Source organism: Paenibacillus thiaminolyticus (assembly GCF_003591545.1).
Lineage (GTDB): Bacteria > Bacillota > Bacilli > Paenibacillales > Paenibacillaceae > Paenibacillus_B > Paenibacillus_B thiaminolyticus_A.
Map to the genome: position 1 here is coordinate 1 of NZ_QYZD01000053.1, position 21,537 is coordinate 21,537.

The 21,537-nt window shown below is 51.6% G+C and carries 19 protein-coding genes and 1 pseudogene; 10 read left to right on the top strand and 10 right to left on the bottom strand.

What is annotated here, in order from left to right; all coding sequences use genetic code 11:
* Positions 1 to 270: 270 nt before the first annotated feature.
* Positions 271 to 1,410, bottom strand: coding sequence for an HD-GYP domain-containing protein (locus DQX05_RS28245; RefSeq protein WP_119796602.1), 1,140 nt, complete (start codon positions 1,408 to 1,410; stop codon positions 271 to 273).
* Positions 1,411 to 1,601: 191 nt separating this feature from the next.
* Entirely contained in the window at positions 1,602 to 4,139 is a 2,538-nt protein-coding gene (gyrA, locus tag DQX05_RS28250; protein WP_119796603.1) for a DNA gyrase subunit A, read from the bottom strand.
* Positions 4,140 to 4,512: 373 nt separating this feature from the next.
* Between gyrA and DQX05_RS28255 the strand changes: the two genes are divergently transcribed.
* Positions 4,513 to 5,280: a YheC/YheD family protein gene (locus DQX05_RS28255; RefSeq protein WP_119796604.1), complete on the top strand. Its 768-nt coding sequence runs from the start codon at positions 4,513 to 4,515 to the stop codon at positions 5,278 to 5,280.
* A gap of 104 nt (positions 5,281 to 5,384) precedes the next feature.
* Here the strand turns inward: DQX05_RS28255 and gyrB are convergent, their stop codons facing one another.
* The 6 genes from gyrB to dnaA all read right to left on the bottom strand — a co-directional run bounded on the left by gyrB (position 5,385) and on the right by dnaA (position 11,773).
* Complete coding sequence (gyrB, locus tag DQX05_RS28260) at positions 5,385 to 7,295, bottom strand: DNA topoisomerase (ATP-hydrolyzing) subunit B (RefSeq protein WP_119796605.1); 1,911 nt, start codon at positions 7,293 to 7,295, stop codon at positions 5,385 to 5,387.
* Positions 7,296 to 7,417: 122 nt separating this feature from the next.
* Positions 7,418 to 7,663 carry an extracellular matrix regulator RemB gene (remB, locus tag DQX05_RS28265; RefSeq protein ID WP_119796606.1) on the bottom strand — a complete coding sequence of 82 codons (246 nt, stop codon included), beginning with the start codon at positions 7,661 to 7,663 and terminating at the stop codon, positions 7,418 to 7,420.
* A 12-nt stretch (positions 7,664 to 7,675) separates the two neighbouring features.
* Positions 7,676 to 8,788, bottom strand: a complete 1,113-nt coding sequence (recF, locus tag DQX05_RS28270; protein ID WP_119796607.1) for a DNA replication/repair protein RecF — start codon at positions 8,786 to 8,788, stop codon at positions 7,676 to 7,678.
* A 3-nt stretch (positions 8,789 to 8,791) separates the two neighbouring features.
* Complete coding sequence (gene yaaA, locus DQX05_RS28275; RefSeq protein ID WP_119796608.1) at positions 8,792 to 9,016, bottom strand: S4 domain-containing protein YaaA; 225 nt, start codon at positions 9,014 to 9,016, stop codon at positions 8,792 to 8,794.
* Between the two features lie 55 nt (positions 9,017 to 9,071).
* Positions 9,072 to 10,214 carry a DNA polymerase III subunit beta gene (dnaN, locus tag DQX05_RS28280; protein ID WP_119796609.1) on the bottom strand — a complete coding sequence of 381 codons (1,143 nt, stop codon included), beginning with the start codon at positions 10,212 to 10,214 and terminating at the stop codon, positions 9,072 to 9,074.
* 203 nt (positions 10,215 to 10,417) lie between these two features.
* Positions 10,418 to 11,773, bottom strand: coding sequence for a chromosomal replication initiator protein DnaA (gene dnaA, locus DQX05_RS28285; RefSeq protein ID WP_087443451.1), 1,356 nt, complete (start codon positions 11,771 to 11,773; stop codon positions 10,418 to 10,420).
* 797 nt (positions 11,774 to 12,570) lie between these two features.
* Between dnaA and rpmH the strand changes: the two genes are divergently transcribed.
* The 7 genes from rpmH to rsmG all read left to right on the top strand — a co-directional run bounded on the left by rpmH (position 12,571) and on the right by rsmG (position 19,260).
* The gene (rpmH, locus tag DQX05_RS28290) at positions 12,571 to 12,705 is read left to right on the top strand and encodes a 50S ribosomal protein L34 (RefSeq protein WP_087443450.1); all 135 of its coding nucleotides are present in this window, start codon (positions 12,571 to 12,573) and stop codon (positions 12,703 to 12,705) included.
* A gap of 341 nt (positions 12,706 to 13,046) precedes the next feature.
* Positions 13,047 to 13,388, top strand: a complete 342-nt coding sequence (gene rnpA / locus DQX05_RS28295; protein ID WP_006678659.1) for a ribonuclease P protein component — start codon at positions 13,047 to 13,049, stop codon at positions 13,386 to 13,388.
* A 94-nt stretch (positions 13,389 to 13,482) separates the two neighbouring features.
* Positions 13,483 to 14,256: a YidC/Oxa1 family membrane protein insertase gene (locus DQX05_RS28300; RefSeq protein WP_119796610.1), complete on the top strand. Its 774-nt coding sequence runs from the start codon at positions 13,483 to 13,485 to the stop codon at positions 14,254 to 14,256.
* Positions 14,253 to 14,993: an RNA-binding cell elongation regulator Jag/EloR gene (gene jag / locus DQX05_RS28305; protein WP_119796611.1), complete on the top strand. Its 741-nt coding sequence runs from the start codon at positions 14,253 to 14,255 to the stop codon at positions 14,991 to 14,993. The genes DQX05_RS28300 and jag overlap by 4 nt, the downstream gene beginning before the upstream one ends.
* Positions 14,994 to 15,159: 166 nt before the next feature.
* Positions 15,160 to 16,536, top strand: a complete 1,377-nt coding sequence (gene mnmE, locus DQX05_RS28310) for a tRNA uridine-5-carboxymethylaminomethyl(34) synthesis GTPase MnmE (protein ID WP_119796612.1) — start codon at positions 15,160 to 15,162, stop codon at positions 16,534 to 16,536.
* 36 nt (positions 16,537 to 16,572) lie between these two features.
* Positions 16,573 to 18,480, top strand: a complete 1,908-nt coding sequence (gene mnmG, locus DQX05_RS28315; RefSeq protein WP_119796613.1) for a tRNA uridine-5-carboxymethylaminomethyl(34) synthesis enzyme MnmG — start codon at positions 16,573 to 16,575, stop codon at positions 18,478 to 18,480.
* 57 nt (positions 18,481 to 18,537) lie between these two features.
* On the top strand, positions 18,538 to 19,260 hold the full coding sequence (gene rsmG, locus DQX05_RS28320) for a 16S rRNA (guanine(527)-N(7))-methyltransferase RsmG (RefSeq protein ID WP_119796614.1): 723 nt from the start codon (positions 18,538 to 18,540) through the stop codon (positions 19,258 to 19,260).
* 63 nt (positions 19,261 to 19,323) lie between these two features.
* Here the strand turns inward: rsmG and DQX05_RS28325 are convergent, their stop codons facing one another.
* Positions 19,324 to 19,674 (bottom strand): AbrB/MazE/SpoVT family DNA-binding domain-containing protein, encoded by a 351-nt coding sequence (locus DQX05_RS28325; protein WP_119796615.1) that lies wholly within the window; start codon positions 19,672 to 19,674, stop codon positions 19,324 to 19,326.
* An 89-nt stretch (positions 19,675 to 19,763) separates the two neighbouring features.
* Between DQX05_RS28325 and DQX05_RS33350 the strand changes: the two genes are divergently transcribed.
* Together DQX05_RS33350 and DQX05_RS28335 are read left to right on the top strand one after the other, a co-directional pair.
* Positions 19,764 to 19,949: a helix-turn-helix domain-containing protein gene (locus DQX05_RS33350; RefSeq protein ID WP_397336234.1), complete on the top strand. Its 186-nt coding sequence runs from the start codon at positions 19,764 to 19,766 to the stop codon at positions 19,947 to 19,949.
* A 410-nt stretch (positions 19,950 to 20,359) separates the two neighbouring features.
* Positions 20,360 to 21,046 carry a hypothetical protein gene (locus DQX05_RS28335; RefSeq protein ID WP_119796617.1) on the top strand — a complete coding sequence of 229 codons (687 nt, stop codon included), beginning with the start codon at positions 20,360 to 20,362 and terminating at the stop codon, positions 21,044 to 21,046.
* A 299-nt stretch (positions 21,047 to 21,345) separates the two neighbouring features.
* Here the strand turns inward: DQX05_RS28335 and DQX05_RS33480 are convergent.
* Positions 21,346 to 21,537: pseudogene (locus DQX05_RS33480) on the bottom strand (ISNCY family transposase); the annotation flags it as partial.

Sequence of the window (21,537 nt, forward strand, 5' to 3'; positions counted from 1 at the left end):
TCTTTTCTTGCTGTCCCGCATCTCTCAGCGGCGACTTTTATAATATATCACGGCTAGAATTCGAATGCAAGTGTTTTTTTAAATTTATTTAAAGATTTCTTAAAGCTTTATCATTCCCCGCTTACCAACGCCTTATTCATGCGCTTATTGCAGCCTGTTCTGCCGTGCCTAGCTTGACCATAACGCATTAACTATAACGTAGGGAACAAAACAAGAATAGAGTCCCTTGACAAAGAGACTCTATCTGAACAGAACTATCTTATTAGGCAATCAGCCATTCAATACTTTCTTGATCCACAAATGACGCTCCTCCGACAGAGGCAAGATCTTCCCATCCACCGATACCCACGGGCGTGTAGGATGACGCTCCTCCGTGAAGACAATCTTGCCTACCCGGCCGTCATTCAATTGCACAGCGCTGCCCTGCTGAAAGTGCGTCACCTTTTGGATGAACGTTGACACGAGCTGCGGGTCCAGCTTACCGAATGATTCTTCCTGCAGCTGCTCCAGCACGACATATGGAGAAGCGGCGCGTTTGTAGCCCCGATTCAGCGTCATCGCATGGAACATATCGGCGACGGCGACGATTTTGGCATAAGGATGGATCTTCTCTCCCGATACGCCCAGCGGATACCCGCTTCCGTCCATCCGTTCGTGATGCTGGAGGGCACCCAGCTTCACCCCTTCGTTCAAGCCTGACGTATAGCGCAAAATATCATAAGCATAATGGGCATGCCGCTTCATTGCGGCCCGCTCGCTATCCGTCAGAGCGCCCTGCTTGTTGACGATATCATCATCAACTCGGGTCTTGCCGATATCATGCAGCAAGCCGGCAAGCGCAATTTGCATGCCTTCCTTGGCCGGCTGTCCGCTCCATTGGCCAAGCAGATGCGATGTCAACGCAACCGCAATCGATTTATGATACAAGTAATCGGCTTCCTCATCGGCGAGAAGCTCCTTAATATCCGGATGAAGAAACAACGGCGAGTAATAAGCCGCGCGAGCCAACAGCCATTCCATCTGCTGCCGCAGCTCCAGAATCGGAAGCTTCGTCATGTTTGCGGTACGGAATACATTTTTCAACAATTGCACCATCTGCATCCATAATTCCACAAAGCCTGCCGGCTTCGCGTTCGGGGCCGTCCCGCTCCCCTCTCTGTCTTCCGCCGCCGCATCCTCGGATTTGTCCCTGGCTGGCATAGCCGCTGATTGGCCGAATGCCGCTTCAGCCAATTCCGGCTCCGGTTCTCCCTCAACATCGACCGTCTTCACCAAAAACGCCTTCAGCACTTCCATATCCTGAACGCTGAGCGTTCGGCCTTTGAACATCAACACACCGCCGAGCATCGTCCGCACATCTTGATCGAGCCGATCTCCTGGCTTGACTTGCGATACTGGAATTAACACCATCTGTCCATTCCACGCTCCTGATCCTTCGTAAAATAAGAAGAAAACCTCTGCCGCAGCGGAATCGTTCTCGAACCGGCCGCGGGATAGAGGTTCATGATAATGACTGCATCAGGAAGCAATTCTGCGATGTGATAACCGTCTGATACAGTAGAAGGGGCGCATCTTGTGGATATACGCCCCTTCGTGTCAAATTAGGATGAAGGATTGTCTGGGCCGCCGAATGTATCGGCTGCAGCAGAATCCGCGTCAGGTCCGTTCTCCTGGCCTCCCGGCTCCTCGTTCATGTCTTCCATCTCATCCTGTTCTTCATTCTTGTCGCACCGGCTGACGGTAGCTACACTGTCATCCTCCCGGATATTAATGAGCTTGACCCCTTGCGCATAGCGTCCCATCTGTGAGATGCCTGCCATACTCATCCGGATAATGGTGCCAAGCGAGGTGATGATCATCAGATCCTCTTCCGGCTGGACGACCTTCAAGCCGACGACAGGGCCGTTTTTAACCGTCACGTTAATCGTCTTGATTCCTTTGCCTCCGCGGCTCTGGATGCGGTACTCGCTCATTGGCGTCCGCTTGCCGTAGCCTTTGGAGGAGACGATAAGGACATCATTGTCCTCGCTGACGACGTCCATACCGATGACAAAGTCGTCATCGTCGAGCGTAATCCCTTTGACGCCGGTAGCGGAGCGTCCCATGGAACGGACATCTTTTTCCGGGAAACGAATCGACATCCCGTTCGATGTCCCCATAATGATCTCCTGCTCCCCATCTGTCAGGCGAACCCCGATAAGATCATCGTCTTCTCTCAGGTTGATGGCAATCAGCCCGCCCTTGCGGATATTGACGTAATCATCCAGCGGCGTCTTCTTCACGATACCGTGGCGGGTAGCGAAGAACAAGAACTTGTCCGCTTCGAATTCCTTGACCGGAATGACGGCGTTGATCGATTCTCCCTGCTCGATCTGAATCAGGTTAATGATCGGCGTCCCGCGCGCAGTGCGGCTCAAGTCAGGCACCTCATACGCCTTGATACGGTACACCTTGCCTTTGTTGGTGAAGAACATCAAGTAATGGTGGGAATTGGTGACGAACAGATGCTCGACGAAGTCGTTATCCTTCGTATCCATTCCGACCACGCCCCGTCCGCCGCGCTTCTGGCTGCGGTACGTCGTAACCGGAAGGCGCTTGATGTAACCGCTGTGCGTAATCGTGATGATAACATCCTCTTGCGGGATTAGATCCTCGTCGAGAATGCTGTCTTCGCCGATTGTAATCTCCGTACGGCGCTCGTCGCCATATTTTTGTTTTACTTCTTCCAATTCGTCGTTAATAATATTCAACACCAGCTGTTCGCTTGCCAAAATTTCCTTCAATTCGGCAATCTTCTTCATCAGCTCGGCGTATTCTTCTTCGATCTTCTCCCGCTCCAGACCGGTCAAGCGCTGCAGGCGCATATCGAGAATCGCTTGAGCCTGCTCGACGGACAGCTGGAAGCGGCTGATCAAGCCTTCGCGCGCGATATCGGCTGTTCGGGAACCGCGGATGAGCGCGATCACTTCATCGAGGTGATCAAGCGCCACACGCAACCCTTCCAGAATATGAGCGCGAGCTTCCGCCTTCCGCAGATCGAACTCAGTGCGGCGGCGAATGACTTCAACCTGGTGCTCCAGGTAATAGTAGAGCATCTCGCGCAGATTCAATACGCGCGGCTCCTGATTAACGAGCGCCAGCATATTGATGCCGAAGTTCGACTGCAGCGCCGTATGCTTGTACAGATTGTTCAGCACGACGCTCGGATTGACATCCCGGCGCAGCTCGATAACAATCCGCATGCCGTTGCGATCGGATTCGTCGCGCAGATCCGTAATGCCCTCGACCCGCTTCTCCCGGACCAGCTCGGCAATCTTCTCGACCAGCTTCGCCTTATTCACTTGGTAAGGCAGTTCATGTACGAGAATGCGGGCTTTGCCGTTATGCTCTTCAATCGTTGCCTTCGCCCGCATCGTAACCGAACCGCGCCCGTTCATATACGCCTGGCGAATCCCTTCGCGGCCCAGAATCAGTCCGGCCGTCGGGAAATCCGGCCCCTTGATATATTCCATCAGCTCGAGCGGCGTAATCTCCGGATTGCGGATAAGCGCCTGAATGCCATCAATGACCTCGGTCAAATTATGAGGCGGAATGTTGGTCGCCATGCCGACCGCAATCCCCGAGACCCCATTGACAAGCAGGTTCGGGAACCGCGCCGGCAGCACGACTGGCTCCGTTTCTTCCCCATCATAGTTCGGGGCGAAATCAACTGTATCTTTATTAATGTCACGCAGCAGCTCCATCGCAATCTTAGACAGACGCGCTTCTGTATACCGCATCGCTGCCGCGAAGTCCCCATCTATCGAACCGAAGTTCCCGTGACCATCGACCAGCATATAACGCAGAGAGAAGTCCTGCGCCATGCGCACCATCGTCTCATAGACCGCAGAATCACCGTGAGGGTGATACTTACCGATGACTTCCCCGACAATTCTTGCCGACTTCTTATATGGCTTGTCCGGCGCCATGCCGAGTTCGGACATTGCATACAATATCCGGCGGTGAACCGGCTTCAGTCCGTCGCGTACATCCGGCAGCGCACGGCTGACAATGATGCTCATCGCGTAATCGAGAAAAGATTCCCGCATCTCCATGCCGATGTCGCGATCTTTAATTTGCGATTGTTTTTCTTCCGCCATGCTGGACCTCCTCATCATTCTTGTTCACAGCGTCCACAATGTATGGCAAATAGCAATGAGTTTGCTTAGCAAGCGAAAACGGCTCCATTGCCCAGATCGGGATCGAACCGTTTCCCTGTGTGAATAAGAGCAACCACCCTAATGAGCTGCCTATTATTCACCAAGTCCATATCTACGCTATTTTCATTATATTACTTTCACAAAAGATGTACAATTAAACGTTACGCCAAATGACACCAAAAACCGAACAATTCCTTTCGCAAAATGGGCTTTTGTTCTTTTCCAATCGGCCTTCGACGACATATCCTTTATTATACCATACTTGACTACTAGAAAAGATGACGCACTCAGGTTCATCGGAAAGGATGGTTGAATGGCCATACGACGTGTTGCCAGTAAGTTGAAAAAGACGCTGGCCTTGCAGCGCTCCGCCGAGCTCAATGCGTTCATTCCAGAGACGCGTCCCTTCACGGAGACCCATCTGGAGAGCATGCTCGAGGCGCATGCCATGGTCTATGTCAAGCCGAACCGGGGTACCCATGGTCATGGCGTCATGCGGGTGATCCGGGAGGGAGAAGAGTATCATCTGATGGCAGGCACGCAGGTGTTCCGTTACGCCACATTCGAAGAATTGCACCGCGCGGTCGTCAGACGAATCGGATTCAAGCCCTATCTGATTCAGAAGGGAATTCATCTTCTCAAGTATGAAGGCAAAAATTTCGACATTCGCGTGCTAACGCAAATGAGCCCGAAAGGCCGCTGGGAATCGACGGCCGTGTTCGGCAAGGTGGCCGGCACCAGCAATGTTGTCACCAACTTCAATAGCGGTGGGAAGCTGGCTGATATTAACCCGCTCCTCAAAGACAACATGACGGAGGAAGAAAATGTCCGGATGATCGCCTTGCTGAAACAGTTAGGGATAGAGACGGCGGTGGAACTGGAAAAAAGTTTCCCCGGCCTCAAGGAAATCGGGTTGGATGTCGGGCTGGATGAAGACCGCCATCCGTGGATATTCGAAGTCAACACGAAGCCGGATATCACCGTGTTCCGCAACATGAATTTCAGTCAGTGCGATTACCGCCGCATCCGCAAATATGGTATCGCCTACGGCCGCCTGCGCCGCCGCAAGCGCTCCTCTTGACCGTGCCCCACGCGGCAGGCCAACAGTGAGGCATCTCCCCGCCCAGGCTAATGCAACGCAAAAAGCCCCGGTCCTTGCAGGGACCGGGGCTTGCATGCTGCCGCTTAAAAATCGAGATTTTTGACAAATTTGGCGTGGCGCTGAATGAAGTCGCGGCGCGGCTCCACATTATCGCCCATCAATGTGTCGAACACTTCGTCCGCCATCTTCGCATCCTCGAAGGATACTTGAAGCATGGAGCGGCTCTCGGGATCCATCGTCGTCTCCCACAGCTGCTCGGCATTCATCTCGCCGAGACCTTTGTAGCGCTGCACGTTGACTTTAACGCCCTCGCCGAATTCGGCAATAATCTCGTCTCTCATCTTCTCGCTGTCCGCATACCGGACAACCTTGTTCCGCTCGATCTTGAAGAGCGGCGGCTGAGCGATATAGACGTAGCCCGCTTCGATCAGTCTCCGCATGTAGCGGTAGAAGAACGTCAGAAGCAGCGTCCGGATATGCGCGCCGTCGACGTCGGCATCCGTCATAATAATAATTTTGTGATAGCGGGCCTTCTCCAGATCGAAGTCCTCGCCGATCCCGGTCCCGAGGGCCGTAATGATCGCCCGGATTTCGGCATTGGACAAAATTTTGTCCAGACGGGATTTCTCGACGTTCAAGATTTTCCCCTTGAGCGGAAGAATCGCTTGGAAGTGGCGATCCCGGCCCTGCTTGGCCGAACCGCCCGCAGAATCCCCCTCGACGATGAACAGTTCGCACTGGGAGGCATCCTTGGAGGAGCAGTCTGCCAGCTTGCCCGGAAGCGAGCTGACCTCAAGCGCGCTCTTCCGGCGGGTCAATTCCCGGGCGCGGCGTGCCGCATCCCGGGCGCGCGCCGCCTGCAATCCCTTCTCGACCACTTTCCGCGAGATGGCCGGATTCTCATCCATAAATTCCATCAGCCGCTCGGCGAACAAGGACTCGACGATGCTGCGCACTTCGCTGTTCCCCAGCTTCGTCTTCGTCTGGCCTTCGAATTGCGGCTCCGGAATTTTGACCGACACGATCGCCGTCATGCCTTCGCGCACATCATCCCCGCTCAAGTTGGACACATTATCCTTCATCAGGTTCATTTTGCGGGCATATTCGTTAATGATCCGCGTCAATGCACTCTTGAATCCGGACTCATGGGTTCCACCTTCATGCGTATGAATATTATTGGCGAATGAATATATATTTTCCGTATAGCTGTCGTTGTACTGAAGGGCGATCTCGCATGTAATATAATCCCTCTGCCCCTCAACATAGATCGGCGGCTCATGCATTTTTTCCCGGTTGCGGTTCAAATATTCGACGAATTCGATAATCCCTCCGTCGTATTTGAATGTCTCCGTCTGGTTGTTCCGCTCGTCCACAAGCACCATTTCAATGCCTTTATTCAGGAACGCCAGCTCGCGGATACGGGAGACCAGCGTCTCATGATCATAGACGAGCGTGTCCGTGAAGACTTCGGGATCCGGCTTGAAGCGAATCGTCGTCCCTGTCTCATCGGTGTCACCGACCACTTTCAAATCATACTGAGGCACACCACGGCGGTACTCCTGCTGATGGATATGGCCGTCCCGCTTTACCGTAACGATAAGGCTCTCCGACAACGCATTGACGACGGACACCCCTACGCCGTGCAGACCTCCGGACACTTTATAGCCTTCGCCTCCGAACTTCCCGCCAGCGTGAAGCACCGTCATGACGACCTCTACGGCCGGACGCTGCATCTTCTGCTCGATACCGACCGGAATCCCGCGCCCGTTATCAATGACCGTGATACTGTTATCTTCATGCACGATCACTTGAATCTTCGTACAGTAACCGGCCAACGCCTCGTCAATACTGTTGTCGACCACTTCCCATACCAAATGATGAAGCCCTCTGACGCTAGTGGAACCAATATACATCCCCGGCCGCTTACGAACCGCTTCCAGGCCTTCCAGGACCTGAATCTGGCTCTCATCATAAGTGTTTTGATTCAATGACATGCCCTCACCTACTTCTTATTTTTCAGTTCCGCCGCTGGTTCATCCGCTATACGATGCGGCCTGCAGGCAATTCCGGCGCGCTTCGGCGCCAGATCGGTCCGGCAAGCGAAAGTGTCGTATGCCTACTCGTTGTAATGACGCGCCCGCTTCTTCAGTGTAGTAGACGAAATGGGCGAAAAATAAACTTTTCCTTTCGTGACGACGATCGACTTGGCTTCTTCCTCCCCTATCGCCTCCACGTTTTTGACCTTATGGGCATTCGCCACGAACTGCTTGGACAGCTTGGATGCTTTCTCAATGGAAACATCGAAAATAGCGACCAGTTCCGAAGAACGAATGACCTTTTCTCCACCCAGGTGAATATACAATCGGACTCCCCCTTAACGCATGACTTGCCCGTTTTCCACGTGGAACATATTTGCATCCTGAAGCCGGCCAATGTTGATGCCTTCGATGCCCGTCGTCGTGATGAACGTCTGGACCTTGCTCTGAAAGGTCTCAATGAGTTGCGTCTGGCGATGCGTATCAAGCTCGGACAATACATCGTCCAGCAGCAGCACGGGATATTCACCAATTTCTTCATGCATCAGCTCAATCTCAGCCAGCTTCAAGGATAAGGCCGTTGTTCGCTGCTGACCTTGCGAGCCGTACGTTTGCACTTCTTTGCCGTTAATGAAAAAGGCGAGATCGTCCCGATGCGGCCCGACAAGCGTTATGCCGCGCCGCACCTCCTGGTCTTTCATTTGTGTTAACTTTAACATAAATTGTTCAAATAAAACAGCGTCATCTTCTTCCGCCGCCGTGAAGGACGGCACATACTCAATCTGAAGCGCCTCCTGCCCGTTGGTGATGCCTGCATGAATCTGCTCGGCCCAACCTTGCAGCTTTAGTAAATATTGTTTCCTTTTCCTTACAACTTTAACACCATTAACCGCAAGCTGTTCATTAAAAATCTCGAGCATCGTATCCGGCTGTGCGCCGGGCTTGCTCCACATCTGCTTCAACAAGTTGTTGCGCTGAATCAGAACCTTCTGATATTGCTGCAAATGGTATAGATAGCTCGGCTGGACCTGGCCGATCTCCATATCGAGGAAGCGCCGGCGAATGCCTGGGGAGCCCTTGACGATCTCCAAATCCTCCGGCGCGAACATCACCACATTGAGCGCGCCGATAAAGCCGCTCAGCTTTTTCTGCTCCAGCCCGTTCAGCCTGGCCTTCTTCCCCTGCTTGGAAATGCTCAGATCGAGCTGGACCTGGCCATATTTCCGCTCCACCAGCGCCTTGAGCGAGGCTTGATCCGCTTCCCAGCCGATCAGTTCCTTGTCCTTCGAAGTACGATGCGACTTGGTCAGGGCAAGCACGAAGATGGCTTCCAGCAAATTGGTCTTGCCCTGGGCATTATTGCCAACGAAGATGTTGACCCGGTTGTTCGTATCCAACTCCAAGCCCTCATAATTGCGGTACTGCTTCAGCGCCACGGATTTGACGAACACCGGCTATGCCTCCTGCGCTGCAGTGACGCGGAAAGCGCCGCAGCCTTCCACGTTCACGCTATCCCCCGCATACAGCTTCCGTCCCCGGCGGGATTCCGGCTCTCCGTTGACCTTGACCTGATTCTCGGCCAGGATCACCTTGGCATGTCCCCCGGTCGAAGCGCAGTCTGCCAGCTTCAGGAATTGCCCGAGCGTAATATATTCCGTATGAATCGTAATCTCGTTCATGATCGTATCCTCCTTGGCAGCCTCCCTGCGGCTGCGCTCCCCTGCCTGTCTCCGGTTAATTGGTCGTCCGGTACGGCAGGATGAGATGAAGGCTGTTCACCTTCTCCGTTGGTTTAATGATAATCGGACTCATGGCCCCCGTAAATCCGATGAAAATATGCTCACATTCCACAACCTTCAACACATCGAGCATATATTTGGAGTTGAACGCGATGCGCAGCGGCTCCCCGTTGAATTCCTTGACATCCAGTTGCTCGGTGACCCGGCCCAGCTCCGAGGAGCTCGATGAAATCTCGATCGTGCCGTCTTCCTTGGTCTGCAGACGGACAATGTTCGTCTTCTCCTCGCGTGACAGCAAATAGGCCCGGTCGATCGCATCCGTCAATTTTTTTGTATCCAAAACAAGTTCTGTTTTATACTGCTGTGGAATAATCTTGGAAGTATCCGGATAAGTGCCGTCCAAAATACGCGAATAAAACAGAACGCGGTCGATCTTGAACAATACCTGATTGTCGGCCACGACGATATCGACAATCGTGTTCTGATCCGGAATGATCTTGCTCAATTCATTGAGCGTCTTGCCGGAAATGACGACATTGTTGAAGCGGATCTCTTCATCCGCTTGAATATCGGCGACGCGGCTGGCCAGCCGATGGCGGTCCGTAGCGACGAACTTAAGGTCGCCCTCCTGCAAATTCCACAGCACGCCAGTCAAGATTGGCGTCGTCTCGTTGGTGGAAATGGCAAAAACCGTCTGCTTGATCATCGTCTTTAGCAAATCGCCGTTCACGCGAATAACCTGGTTCTCCTCGATGCTTGGCAGCACCGGATATTCTTCCGGATCGAGCCCGACCATCTGGATGTCGGTTGAACCGGAACGGAGGAAGGTCTGGAAGTGATCTTTGACTTCGATCTCGATGTCTTGGGACGGCAGCTTCTTAATAATCTCGACAAAAAACTTGGCCGGCAGTACGACACTGCCCGGCTTGTCGACCTGGACAATCGTCTGGCGGTCATCCTCTACCGGAATGAAGCATTGAATCGAAATGTCGGTATCGCTGGCCGTCAAGGTCACCCCTTGAAAGGTCACGTCCATCTTAATCCCGGTCAGAATCGGAATTGTCGTCCGGCTGGAAATCGCTTTTGATACATTCTGTATCGCTTCGTTCAGTTCATTTTTCAGTATGGAAATTTTCATGTCGTCACTCCTTAACGCCTATTGTAGCATTGCAATTCATGAGAAGCGGAATTCGCTTGCGCTGTTATATGATGATCTATATTAATCTTTTAAATAATAATAGTAATAGTAGGGGCACTGAATATGTGGATAACTACCCGGAATCCGCATAAAGTAAAGCCTATCCACATGTGTATAGATTGTGCATAGGCTTTTTATGTTGTTCACAGCGTCGGATTTTTGATTTTGTCGATCAGGTTCTGAATCACTTTGTATAATTCCTGGTCTTGCTGTACGTTCTGGGTAATTTTTTCGTGCGCATGGATGACGGTCGTATGGTCCCGGCCGCCGAAGGCTTCCCCTATCTTGGGCAAGGAGTAATCGGTCAGCTCGCGGGAGAGATACATGGCGATCTGCCGCGGGAATGCGACAGCCTTCGTTCGCTTCCGCGCCTTGAAATCCTCCATCTTCAGCCCGTAGAACTCGCCTACCTTCTGCTGGATATCCTGTATCGTAATCATGCGCGGACGGCTGGACGGGATAATATCCTTCAGTGCTTCCGCCGCCAGATGGGTCGTTATATCCTGGTTCGTCATCGTCGAGAACGCGACGACCCGGGTCAGTGCCCCTTCCAGCTCACGAATGTTCGTGTTGATCTGATTCGCGATATAGCCCATCGCTTCATTTGGGATATCTAGGTTCTCCGCCTTCGCCTTTTTGCGCAGAATCGCGATTCTCGTCTCCAAATCAGGGGGCTGAATATCGGTGATCAAGCCCCATTCGAACCGGGAACGAAGCCGTTCCTCCAGCGTTTCGATCTCTTTGGGCGGACGATCGCTTGAGATGACGATCTGTTTATTTTCGTTATGAAGCGCATTGAAGGTATGGAAAAATTCCTCCTGCGTCGATTCCTTGCCGGCGAGAAACTGAATGTCGTCGACGAGCAAAATGTCGACATTCCGGTATTTGTTGCGGAAGCTCTCCCCCCGGTTATCCCGGATCGCATTGATGAATTCATTGGTGAACTTCTCGGATGTGGTGTATACGACGCGGCTCGCTGGATTATGCTCCAAAATGTAATGGCCGATCGCATGCATCAAGTGGGTCTTGCCCAGACCGACGCCCCCGTACAGGAACAACGGGTTGTATGCTTTGGCCGGCGCTTCCGCCACCGCGAGCGAAGCGGCATGGGCGAAGCGGTTGTTCGAGCCGATGACGAATGTATCGAACGTATACTTGGGGTTGAGCATGGTGGAAGCCGGCTCATCCTGAACGGCAGGACGGGCCGGAGGACTCTGTGGCTGCGGAATGTCAGGTTCCGCAAGGGCCGCCTCCTCGATGATGAACTTGACGTCCACCTGATTGCCCGTAATTTCTAAGATAGTTGAGCTAACCAGCTTCGTATAACGGCTCTCAAGCCATTCCACCGCAAATGTGGTCGGTGCGGTAATCAGTAGCTGCGTGTCCGTAAACTTGACCGCTTGAGTGGCTTTGAACCAGGTATCGAAGCTTGGTTTGCTAAGCTTGGTCTGGATGACGGACAATATTTCCTGCCAATGTGCGTTCGCTTGGCGCTCCACAGATCGTTTCACTCCTTCAAACCTTCTGCGTCGTCAGGTGACGCGATAACCGGCGTGCTTCGCCGCTCCATGAAAAGGACAAGGGCCCCGACAAGACGCGATAAGGGCTCTCCAAGGCACAGAAAGCCCTTATTAAAGAAGGGCGCATTGTCGGGGTCTATGCTGACATGTTATGACGGCGTTCGGCTTGCGCGTTACCGCAAAGCGAACGTGCATGATGTCGAGATATAGCGATTCGAATAATATATTATCCACAATATCAAGAAGATGTCGAACAATATATAAACGTAATATCCGAGTTGTTCACAACTTTATCCACAGGTTGTTGATAAATAAATATCCACAATGGTTATTCACAACCGAAAAACAATATAATCATAGCAGAAGAAGCCTTGGTTTTCAATGATACCGCGATAATTATCCACAAATTCAATAACTTGTGTACAAAAATTATGTACACCACTAGATATTGTTTATAACTTGTTGTCATTCGACAAGAGCGGCCACTGTGTATAAATTGTTGTGCACAAGTCGTCATGGAAATCTGTCGATTTCTCAACGGTTTTGCACATGTGAATAACTTCGTGGCGGCGGAAGCGCGAATCGGGGCTGCGGATAAGTTCCGAAGTCAGACTTCCTATTATGGAAAAGAAGAAAGAGGAAGGAGAGGACGAACGTTATCATTGACTTTTAAGAGGTATTCTGTTTAAATGTAAAAAGGAATTTTGTGCGAAAGTGTGAACTGACGCAATCAATGGGACTCCCATGACATATCTCATTCGAGGAGGTGCGCTACGTTGAGACCAACATTTAAGCCAAATGTGAGCAAACGCAAAAAAGTTCACGGTTTCCGTAAAAGAATGAGCACGAAAAACGGCCGTAAGGTTATTGCTGCTCGTCGTCAAAAAGGCAGAAAAGTACTGAGCGCATAAGACGCGTGAATGCAAGACCACCACGGTGGTCTTTTTTTCTTAAAGGGGACTGCTGCGATTCAATCGCATCTATTTATAATAGAGAGCCTGTTCAATCCGCGATATGAAGGTCAAGAAGGATGGCGGTCTGCAAGCAGTATAGAACAAGCCATGAATGTCCTGACAGATACGGCCGGCTGACGGCAAGGGGGCATCATGGCCGTTTTTGCTTGCTTCCGAATCATCCGCTGTTCAGGCTGCGGTCAGGGAGCGTTTATTCCGCCTGGCGGAAGCACATACTTGGTTAATGGAATGCCGGCAGAGATCATTGCAGGCTTCGTAAGAAGGGCAGGAGTAAGCACGTGCAGAAAAAGTACCGGTTGCGGGACCGATCCGATTTTTCCCGGGTATACCGATACGGCCGTTCCTTCGCTAATCATCAGCTGGTCTTATATGTCTTCCATCGTCCGCAGGTGGAGCGGTTCCGCGTAGGGGTCTCCGCCAGCAAGAAGATCGGCAATGCGGTCATGCGCAACCGCATGCGGCGAATGATTAAGGAGATTGTGAGACGGGAGGCCGATCGGGTTATCGATCATGTCGATTTGATTTTCATCGTTCGCAAAGGCGCGACAGAGATGAATTACGATCAATTGACGAAGAGCGTGCAGCATGTGATGCGCAAGGGATCCGTGTTCAAGCAATAGGCAAGACTAGAGCGGCTTGGACCGTTTCCTTTAGCGTTTGAAATATGATATATTTACTTTGGAATCGGATGGTTCAAGAGAGGAGTTTTTGCTATTGTCGCTGAAGAAGTTGTTTCATAATCGAAAATGGCTCTTCGTGGCGGTTTCTGTGCTGTTGCTGGTTGTATTGACCGGATGTACGACATCGACCACGACATTGAAGACAGAGGACCTGCTGCAGGGGAACTTCTGGGAGCGCAACGTCGTCTATTATTTCTCGTTCGCTCTGGATACGTTTGCAACCTGGTTCAAGGGAGAGTATGGCCTGGCCATACTGCTGCTTACCATCATCGTCCGTTCTCTTATTTTACCGCTCACCGTGAAGCAGATGCGCAGCTCGAAGGAGATGCAGAAGCTGCAGCCGAAGCTTAACGAGCTTAAGAAGAAATATGGCGACAATCCGCAAAAGCAGCAAGAAGAGACGATGAAGCTGTTCCAACAGCATAATGTGAATCCGCTGGCCGGCTGCTTGCCGATGATTGTTCAGATGCCGGTATTTATCGCCCTGTACAACTCGATTTATTTGAACTCGGAAATTCGCGAGCATACTTTTTTATGGCTCAAATTGGGACAAACCGACCCGTACTACGTGCTTCCGATCATCGCTGCACTGACCTCGTTCATTCAGACGAAAATGATGACCGCACAGCAAAAAGGGCCGAATCCGATGCAGTTCATGCTGTACGTGTTCCCAATCTTGATTTTTGTCATGTCGATTAACTTCCCGGCGGCCTTGCCGCTGTATTGGGTATATAGCAACCTGTTCACGATTGTACAGAACTTTTTCCTTTATCGTAACAATGATAAGGAGGTCAGTCCGGCGAAATGAACACGCTAATTGTATCGGGAAAAACTATCGAAGATGCAATATACAACGGATTGGCACAATGGAAGGTGACGGAAGATCGCGTCACCGTCCGCGTATTGGAGAAGCCCTCGCGCGGATTGTTCGGATTGATTGGGGTGCGCCCGGCTACCGTGGAGCTTACGCTGCTTGAGAAGCCGGAGGCACCTGCCCCGGCCCCGAGCCCTGCCGCTGAAGCGAAGTCAGAGCCGGCGGGAGAGGCGGCGATCCCGTCCGTGAATGCCGCAGCCGAGGCAGAAGCCGGGGTGGAAGGCCCTGATCCGATCGAAGAGGCGAGCCGGTTCATTATCGACGCGGCCCGCGCGATGGGATTGGAAGTGGAGGTATCGGTGCATAAGCGCAAGGATACCGTTACATTCGACATTAGCGGACCTGATCTTGGACTCATTATCGGGCGCCGTGGCCAGACTTTGGATTCGCTGCAATATTTGACGAGTCTGGTCGCTAACCGTTATTCTAAGCACCACCTTCGTATTATTCTTGATGCAGAGCAGTTCCGCGAGCGGCGGAAGAAGACGCTAGAAGCGCTGGCTGACCGGTTGGCGAACAAGGCCGTTCGCAACCACCAGGATGTCGTGCTGGAGCCGATGACGCCGCAGGAGCGGAAGATCATTCATGCCAAGCTGCAGGCTCACCCAAAAGTGAAGACCTATAGCAAGGGTGAGGAGCCGAACCGGCGCATCGTTATTTCCGTGAAATAATCCGCATGGTATGATTGGAATATTCTCTATTATATAGACGTGGAATTCAAGCACGAACGCAATGATTGCGCCTATGTCGGGGGTAATCATTGCTTTTTTTTAACAAAATTCAATGTCCGGTATACGTACAGGATAGAAGCATGTGCGAAGACAGGAGGGAGTTCCCATGATGTATGATACGATCGCAGCCGTCTCGACGCCGCTCGGCGAGGGCGGGATCGCGGTGATTCGGGTGAGCGGGGAAGGCGCGCTGAGCGAAGTGGAGAAGCTGTTCCGTTCCAAGGTGAAGCTGACCGAGGCGGAGACGCATACGATTCATTACGGCCATATCGTCGATCCGAAGACCGGGGAGCGGGTCGAGGAGGTACTGGTGAACGTGATGCGGGCGCCGCGCTCGTTCACGACGGAGGATGTTGTCGAGATCAATACGCACGGAGGGATGATCTCGATTCGCAAGGTCATGGATCTGCTGCTGGAGCAGGAGATTCGTCCGGCGGAGCCAGGGGAGTTCACGAAGCGGGCCTTCCTGAACGGACGCATTGACTTGTCGCAGGCGGAGGCGGTCATTGACCTGATACGGTCGAAGTCGGATCGGGCTTTCTCCCTGGCGATGAAGCAGGTGCAGGGCCATCTGTCGAAGAAAATTAGTGCGCTGCGCCATACGCTGATCGAGACGCTGGCCCATATCGAGGTGAATATCGATTATCCGGAGCATGACGTGGAAGAATTGACGAGCGCGTTCATCCAGGACAAATGCGGTCAAGTCAAAAAAGAGATTGATCAGCTGTTAAAGACGGCGTCCGAGGGGAAAATATTAAGAGAGGGCATTGTGACGGCGATTGTGGGGCGGCCAAATGTAGGGAAGTCCTCGCTGTTGAATACGCTGGCCCGGGACAATAAGGCGATTGTGACGGATATTCCGGGCACGACGCGCGACGTGATCGAGGAGTTCGTCACCATTAACGGCATTCCGCTTCGCTTGCTGGACACGGCCGGTATCCGGGAGACGACGGATATCGTCGAGCGCCTCGGCGTGGAGCGTTCCCGCAGCGCCTTGCTGGAGGCGGATCTCATCCTCTTCGTTGTGAATAACAACGAGCCGCTGCATGAGGATGAGCGGGAATGGATGAAGGAATTTGTGGGTAGACAAGTCATTGTGATTGTGAATAAAATGGATCTGCCGCAACATATCGATATAAGCGAACTGGAAAACACGTTCGGCGCAGACGCCATTGTCCGCATGTCGGCGAAGGAGCAGGAGGGCGTAGACGCCTTGGAGCAGGCGATCTCGACCTTGTTCTTCAGCGGCGGCATCGAATCCGGAGATTTGACGTATGTGAGCAACGTGCGCCACATTGCGCTGCTGAAGAAGGCGCTTCAGGCGCTTGATGATGCGATAGACGCTTCCCGCCAAGGCATCCCGATCGATATGATTCAGATCGATGTGCGGTCAGCCTGGGAGCAGTTAGGTGAAATTATCGGCGATGCCGTCGGCGATTCGCTGATTGATCAAATATTTTCTCAATTCTGCCTCGGCAAATAAGAAGCGGGACGAAGATGGGAATAGAGGAGGGATACGATGCCATTCGATGCAGGACACTATGATGTTATCGTCATCGGAGCCGGACACGCCGGCTGCGAGTCGGCGCTTGCGACAGCCCGGATGGGCTGTAATACGCTGCTGTTGACGATTAATCTGGATATGGTGGCCTTCATGCCGTGCAACCCGTCGATCGGGGGGCCGGCCAAAGGCCATGTCGTGCGCGAGATCGACGCCTTAGGCGGTGAGATGGGCCGCAATATCGACAAAACTTTCATTCAAATGCGCATGCTGAATACAGGCAAAGGACCGGCGGTGCACGCGCTGCGCGCGCAGGCGGATAAGGTGCTGTACCAGCAGGCGATGAAGGAAACGGTGGAATCGACGCCGAATCTGACGCTTCGTCAGGGCATGGTGGAGGAGCTGCTCGTGGAAGACGGCAAATGCGTCGGCGTCGAGACCACATCCGGTGCCCGCTATACGGCGAAGGCGGTCGTGCTGACGACCGGGACGTATTTGCGCGGCAAAATTATTATCGGCGAGCTTATGTACGAGAGCGGTCCGAACAACCAGCAGCCTTCGGTCAAACTGTCGGAGAACCTGCGCAAGCTGGGCTTCGAGATGGTGCGATTCAAGACCGGAACGCCGCCGCGCATTAATAAGCAGTTCATCGATTTCTCGAAGACGGAGATACAGCCGGGGGATGAGCATCCGAAGTTCTTTTCCTATGAGACGACGTCGTCCGATAATGAGCAGCTGCCTTGCTGGCTGACCTACACGTCGGAGGAGACGCACCGGATTATTAACGAGAACCTGCACCGGGCGCCGATGTTCTCGGGCGTAATCGAGGGGACTGGGCCACGTTATTGTCCATCGATCGAGGACAAAATCGTCCGCTTCGCCGACAAGCCGAAGCATCAGATTTTCCTGGAGCCGGAAGGGAAAAATACGTCGGAGTATTACGTTCAAGGGCTGTCTACCAGCATGCCGGAAGACGTTCAACTTCAAATGATCCGATCGGTTCCCGGATTGGAAAAAGCGGAAATGATGCGCACCGGCTATGCTATCGAATACGATGCGGTCGTGCCGACGCAGCTGTGGCCGACGTTGGAGACGAAGCTGGTCGAGAACCTGTACACGGCCGGGCAAATCAACGGAACGTCCGGCTATGAAGAGGCTTCGGCCCAAGGCATTATAGCCGGCATTAATGCGGCGCGCAAGATTCAAGGCAAGCCCCCGGTCATCCTGGACCGTTCCCAAGGCTATATCGGCGTCTTGATTGACGATCTCGTGACGAAGGGGACGATGGAGCCTTACCGTCTGCTGACGTCCCGGGCCGAATACCGGCTGTTGCTCCGTCATGACAATGCGGACATTCGCCTTACGCCTATCGGCTATGAGATCGGCTTGATTAGCGAAGAGCGCTATGCGGTATTCCAACGCAAGATGGAGCTCGTCGAGCGGGAGATGGAACGGCTGCGCGCGACGAAGGTGAAGCCGGACGAAGCGGTGCAGGCGCTGCTCGCCGAAGCGGGATCGGCCCCGCTGGTGAATGGCTGCGACGCGATTACGCTAATGCGTCGTCCTGAAGTGGCCTACGCTCAGGTGGAGAAGCTGTTCCCATCTCCGCATGAGCTGGATGAGGAGATGAAGGAGCAGGTCGAGATTCAGATCAAATATGCCGGCTATATCGAGAAGCAGCTGCTGCATGTGGAAAAGCTGCAAAAGATGGAGAAGAAGATGATTCCGGCCGATATCGACTATCAGGATGTGCAGGGCATCGCTTCCGAAGCGAAGCAGCGCCTGGAAAAGGTGCGGCCGATCTCCATCGGTCAGGCATCCCGGATCTCAGGGGTGACGCCGGCTGATATTTCCATCCTGCTTGTCTATATCGAGCATTACAACCGCGTGACGGCGGCGAAGCAGGAGGAAATTCGCAACGGTTAGGCCTGCTCTGCTCGTTGAGGGCGGGATTTCATATGAGGGACGGAGAGATTCAAGCCTATGGATGCCGTACAAGAACAGTTTGCCGGCTGGCTGGCCGGGCACGGATGGACGCTCACGGAACGGCAGCGGGAGCAGTTCGAACAATACTTCCATATCTTAGTGGAATGGAACGAGAAGATGAACCTGACCGGGATTACCGAGCGGGATAACGTATATGAGAAGCATTTCTATGATTCGCTGCTGCTGGCGGCTCATGTCAACATGGAGGATGTCGCCACCATGGCCGATATCGGATCGGGGGCTGGGTTCCCGGGCATTCCGCTCCACATCCTGTTCCCGCATGTCCAACTGACGATTGTGGACTCGCTGAATAAGCGAATTCAGTTCTTGAGTCATCTGGCGCAGGAGCTGGGACTCACTGGGGTCGAGTGCATTCATGGCCGGGCGGAGGAGGTGGCGCGGAAGCCGCAATACCGGGATCGGTTCGATATCGTAACGGCTCGCGCCGTAGCCCGCCTCAATGTGCTAAATGAATTCTGTCTTCCGTTCGTGAAGACGGGCGGCCTGTTCGCGGCGATGAAGGGGACGAATCCGGCCGAGGAGATCGCCGAATCGGCGAAGAGCCTGCAGGTGCTGAACGGCTCCTTCCTGGCGGATCATAAGCTCACCCTGCCGGTGGAGCAATCGGAACGCCATATCATTTTAATTGCCAAAAAAGGACCGACGCCAAAAGCATACCCGCGCAAGCCGGGAATGCCGTTGAAGGCACCGATACAGTAAGATGAAAGGAGCCGGTATTTGTGCCGGCTCCTTTTGTCGTATGTTTACTTTTAAGCGAACATTTCAACTCATTATATCGCCAAATAGGTCTGCCGTTTCGTCATTAGTAGTCCTGAAGTTTCTAGCGGCCTCTTCAGATTCGGTAATTACATTTTTAATGGCAACATGCAGTTCGGCTTGCCTTTCGCGGAATTTTGTCAGCAGTTGGTCACCGGAAAACCCTTCTTTGATCAAGTCTTCTAATATGAGATCCGCGAAAGAATCATGGCCCGTCTGTTCACGCACCTGGCGCATAATGATGATGTTCCCCTTGATACATAATTCCACTTCGTCTTTAATTTCTGCTTGTTCGAAAAATTTTAGAGGTATCGTTACTTGGCGTTTCTGAGAGACGCGTGCACGTTTCCATTCCATAGGATCCACCCCTTGTAATTATGGTGTCTTAATGTATAGATAATCTTACCCCATTATAAGGAAGTAAGAGTGTGAGTACCGTCAATCTGGTGTGCTCAACCTTGGGGGAGCTGCTTCAACGTTTTCGACAGGAACGGGGGATGACACAGGTACAATTGGCTGAATTATCGGGAGTGAGCAGAGGGAACATTTCAAAGATTGAGAATGGAGTAATTCAGCGGCCAGATTATAAAACTATCCAGCCGATTATAGCGGTTTTGGAGATTCCCCTTTGAAGAACTGCTGGAACCACTCGTGTTTGCAAAGCCACAATCAGATACGTTATTTGCACTACTCCACGACTCCTTTTCATTTCAAAATGCATCTCTAAGCGCCAAGATCGCTTCATATTTATTATTAGAATCGGAAGATGAAAACAGCGATGTAATAGCAGAGAAAATACTGCTAACTGCGGAGCAGCTTCGTAATTTTTATTGAAATAAATCCCATACCATGGTATATTAAATTTGGGATAATAAACTATTTATGTTAGGGTTTTGTATTTGAAAAAAATTTCTCAGTGTCTCACTAGTTCTAATTTTGCTTTGTTCATTACCAATTGCAGCAGGGGCCGATAGTAATAAATTAAATGATTCGACTATCAACTTATACTTACAAGAAGCCGGTTATCCCCAAGAAGTCATTCATGTTCTCCAAGATAGTTTCAAGGAAGCGCTATACAGAGAGCGTGGCACATTTCTATCATTTCGAAAAGTCAAATGGATATCTCGCGGATGATGTCAATTCAATCCAGACATTCGATAACGAATTGATGGCTTTAAGTAACTTTACTCAATATTTAGTAGTAAGCAGGATAAAAACAACGGTACCAGGAACCGCCAGATTCTCTATTGTCCATAATTGGGTTTGGGATTACAAACCTTTTTATCTTCATAAGGATAAAACGGGAATTGCTTGGAGTAGTGACTTCAATGCTGATCCAGAATCTGCATTCTACAGCTATACCGCAACAGACAAAGTTACTGGCGCTCGGTATGATATCACTCAGCATACTTATGATAAATATACGCCCGGTGCAGGGATAGGTTGGGAATTCCAATTACAGAAAATAGTGAGTGACGGTAAAAACAATTATTTCGCAAATAAACACTCCGGCGGTAGCTATGTAATTATCACCAAATCTCATGACGGTTCAGGAAAGAATGAAACATCTTCAGCGACCGCAAAGTACTTTCATAAGGAAACAAACGTTAGCGGAAGTCTTTCTTTTTCAAAAGGATCAAAACCAGAAATTAGTATTAGTCCAAGTAGTGCGTATGACGAAAGTCCAGACAAAGGCGCACTTTGGTATTGGAAGCAAAAAGACGAGTAATTCGACTAAATAAGATGGAGACGATAACGTGATAAGTTTTCTTCATAGTATCTCCTTTATTGCATCTTTTATTTTCTGTCTTACCTTTATATCACTATTAGAGAAATTAAAGAACAATCAAAACATAACCATTTATAAACTGATTTGTTCGTTGACATTTTCCATCCTTATCTATTCTCTGTTTTCTATTATTTTACTTAAATCCTAGGAGTCTGTCCTACGAAACAGTTTAGGCGTATATTTTATCCGGACAAATGTCAATCGTCTGTGAACGCCACTTGTGTGATCAGAGGTCAGCCTTACCAGGTGACCTCTGCATAGCTATTATGTTGTGAATACATTGCATCTTGGAACGAACTGTTTTTTGTGGTACGCTTATTTTTTAGTGTTATCATACGTGGTTTTCCACGGATGGTTCTGGGCGGGTTTGCGTGGTGACGCAGAACTCGCCTTTTTTGATGCAGCCGGTTTGCGCTGAGGCTTCTGCGTTT

Bases quoted from the DNA above. Each gene is read 5' to 3' on its own strand.
- DQX05_RS28245 (WP_119796602.1), bottom strand. From the start codon at position 1,410: ATGGTGTTAATTCCAGTATCGCAAGTCAAGCCAGGAGATCGGCTCGAT.
- DQX05_RS28335 (WP_119796617.1), top strand. From the start codon at position 20,360: ATGTTCTCCAAGATAGTTTCAAGGAAGCGCTATACAGAGAGCGTGGCA.
- DQX05_RS28255 (WP_119796604.1), top strand. From the start codon at position 4,513: ATGGCCATACGACGTGTTGCCAGTAAGTTGAAAAAGACGCTGGCCTTG.
- yaaA (WP_119796608.1), bottom strand. From the start codon at position 9,016: ATGAACGAGATTACGATTCATACGGAATATATTACGCTCGGGCAATTC.
- mnmG (WP_119796613.1), top strand. From the start codon at position 16,573: ATGCCATTCGATGCAGGACACTATGATGTTATCGTCATCGGAGCCGGA.
- rsmG (WP_119796614.1), top strand. From the start codon at position 18,538: ATGGATGCCGTACAAGAACAGTTTGCCGGCTGGCTGGCCGGGCACGGA.
- DQX05_RS28325 (WP_119796615.1), bottom strand. From the start codon at position 19,674: ATGGAATGGAAACGTGCACGCGTCTCTCAGAAACGCCAAGTAACGATA.
- jag (WP_119796611.1), top strand. From the start codon at position 14,253: ATGAACACGCTAATTGTATCGGGAAAAACTATCGAAGATGCAATATAC.
- dnaN (WP_119796609.1), bottom strand. From the start codon at position 10,214: ATGAAAATTTCCATACTGAAAAATGAACTGAACGAAGCGATACAGAAT.
- gyrB (WP_119796605.1), bottom strand. From the start codon at position 7,295: ATGTCATTGAATCAAAACACTTATGATGAGAGCCAGATTCAGGTCCTG.
- gyrA (WP_119796603.1), bottom strand. From the start codon at position 4,139: ATGGCGGAAGAAAAACAATCGCAAATTAAAGATCGCGACATCGGCATG.
- mnmE (WP_119796612.1), top strand. From the start codon at position 15,160: ATGATGTATGATACGATCGCAGCCGTCTCGACGCCGCTCGGCGAGGGC.